This window comes from Shinella yambaruensis (assembly GCF_022899355.1).
In the GTDB taxonomy this organism is placed as follows: Bacteria; Pseudomonadota; Alphaproteobacteria; order Rhizobiales; family Rhizobiaceae; genus Shinella; species Shinella yambaruensis.
Genome location: NZ_JALJCK010000035.1, coordinates 1 through 2499, shown reverse-complemented (window position 1 = coordinate 2499; position 2499 = coordinate 1). Strand labels below are relative to the sequence as shown.

Sequence of the window (2499 nt, the reverse complement as noted above, 5' to 3'; positions counted from 1 at the left end):
GGCGACGGCTCGGTCGTGATGATTGGCGGTTTTGGCGGCTCGGGCGCGCCGATCGAGCTGATCCACGCCCTGATCGACAGGGGTCCGAAGGACCTCACCGTCATCAACAACAATGCCGGCAACGGCCGCATCGGCATTGCCGCGATGATCGACGCCGGCATGGTCAGGAAGATGATCTGCTCCTTCCCGCGCTCGACCGATCCGCGCGCCTTCACCGACCGGTATCTCGCCGGAAAGATCGAGCTGGAGCTGGTGCCGCAGGGCACGCTCGCCGAGCGCATCCGCGCCGGCGGCGCCGGCATCCCCGCCTTCTACACGCCGACCAGCTACGGGACGGAGCTCGCTAAGGGCAAGCCGGTCGCCGAATTCGACGGCCGCATGTATGTGCAGGAGCGCTGGCTGAAGGCGGACGTCGCGCTGATCAAGGCCGAGCTGGGCGACACCCACGGCAACCTCACCTACAACAAGGCCGCCCGCAACTTCAGCCCGCTGATGTGCATGGCGGCGGCGAGAACCGTCGTGCAGGTGAGCCGGCTGGTGCAGCCCGGCGGCATCGATCCCGAGCATGTCGTCACGCCCGGCATCTTCGTCGACGGTCTCGTCGAAGTTGCCGATGCGAAGCAGGAAGAAGACCTCATCCGCGCAGGAGTGGCCTACGCATGACCATCGATACGCACCCCATGAACACCCGCGAGGACATAAAACTCTCCAACGCCCAGATCGCCTGGCGCGCCGCGCAGGACATTTTCGACGGCGCCTATGTCAACCTCGGCATCGGCTTTCCGGAAATGGTGGCACGCTACCAGCCCGAGGGACGCTCGGCGATCTTCCACACGGAGAACGGCATCCTCGACTTCGGCGAGGCGCCGCCGGAAGGCGCGGAGGACTGGGACCTGATCAATGCCGGCAAGAAGGCCGTGACGCTGAAGCCGGGCTCGGCCTTCTTCCACCATGCCGACAGTTTTGCCATGGTGCGCGGCGGCCATCTCGACGTCGCCATCCTCGGCGCCTACCAGGTGGCCGAGAACGGCGACCTCGCCAACTGGCGCGTCGGCTCCAAGGGCGTGCCGGCCGTCGGCGGGGCGATGGACCTCGTGCACGGCGCAAAACAGGTCGTCGTCATCACCGAGCACGTCACCAGGAACGGCGAACCCAAGCTCGTCGAGCGCTGCACCTTCCCGCTCACCGGCGTCGGCTGCATCACCCGCATCTATACCAGCCATGCCGTCGTCGACGTCTCCGGCGGCCGCTTCGTGCTGCGCGAGAAACTGCCGGGCATGACGGTCGAGGAATTGCAGGCGATGACCGGCGCCAGGTTGCATGTCGACGGCGATGTCGCCGATCTCGTCGTGCCGGAACTCTAGAACAGTGTTGTACGCACTTCCGGCCGCAAAGCCGCTGCGCACGTCTGCTGGAACTGCTTGAGGGGAACACCATGTCCGAAGCCTATATCTGCGACTACATCCGCACGCCCATCGGCCGCTTCGGCGGTGCGCTTTCCTCCGTGCGCGCCGACGATCTCGGCGCCGTGCCGCTGAAGGCGCTGATGGCAAGGAATGCCGGCATCGACTGGGAGGCCGTCGACGACGTCATCTTCGGCTGCGCCAACCAGGCGGGCGAGGACAACCGCAATGTCGCCCGCATGTCCGCGCTCCTGGCCGGGCTTCCCGTCTCCGTCTCCGGCACGACGATCAATCGGCTCTGCGGCTCCGGCATGGACGCGGTCATCGCCGCCGCCCGGGCCATCAAGGCCGGCGAGGCGGAGCTGATCGTCGCCGGCGGCGTGGAGAGCATGAGCCGCGCGCCTTTCGTCATGCCCAAGGCGGAGACGGCTTTCTCGCGCAACGCCGAGATCTACGACACGACCATCGGCTGGCGCTTCGTCAATCCGCTGATGAAGAAGCAGTACGGCGTCGATTCCATGCCCGAGACCGGCGAGAACGTCGCCGAGGATTTTTCCATCTCGCGTGAGGATCAGGACGCCTTCGCCGTGCGCTCGCAGGCGAAAGCTGCCGCCGCGCAGGCGAACGGACGGCTGGCGAAGGAGATCACGCCCGTCACCATTCCGCAGAGGAAGGGCGATCCGGTCATGGTGGAGAAGGACGAGCATCCGCGCGCGACGACCATCGAGGCGCTCGCCAGGCTCGGCACGCCCTTCAGGAAGGAGGGCGGCACGGTGACGGCCGGCAATGCGTCGGGTGTCAACGACGGGGCGGCGGCGCTGGTCATCGCCTCGGAGACGGCGCTCAAGAAGTACGGCCTCACCCCCATCGCCCGCATCCTCGGCGGCGCCATGGCCGGCGTTCCGCCGCGCATCATGGGCATCGGCCCGGTCGCGGCCACCGAACGCCTCTGCGCCCGCCTCGGCCTCACGCCCGCCGACTTCGACGTGATCGAGCTCAACGAAGCCTTCGCCTCCCAGGGCCTGGCGACGCTGCGCCAGCTCGCCATCGCCGACGACGCCGGCCACGTCAATCCGAACGGCGGCGCCATCGCGCT

At 67.5% G+C, this 2499-nt stretch carries 3 protein-coding genes; all 3 read left to right on the top strand.

All coding sequences use genetic code 11. The annotated features are described in order from the left end of the window. Positions 1-663 (top strand): 3-oxoacid CoA-transferase subunit A (locus MUU56_RS32625; protein WP_245083443.1); only part of this gene is annotated, 663 nt, incomplete at its 5' end. Then, positions 660-1364, top strand: coding sequence for a CoA transferase subunit B (locus tag MUU56_RS32620; RefSeq protein ID WP_245083440.1), 705 nt, complete (start codon positions 660-662; stop codon positions 1362-1364). The genes MUU56_RS32625 and MUU56_RS32620, both read left to right, overlap by 4 nt. Before the next feature lie 71 nt (positions 1365-1435). After that, a partial coding sequence (gene pcaF, locus MUU56_RS32615) for a 3-oxoadipyl-CoA thiolase (RefSeq protein ID WP_245083436.1) occupies positions 1436-2499 on the top strand: 1064 nt, incomplete at its 3' end.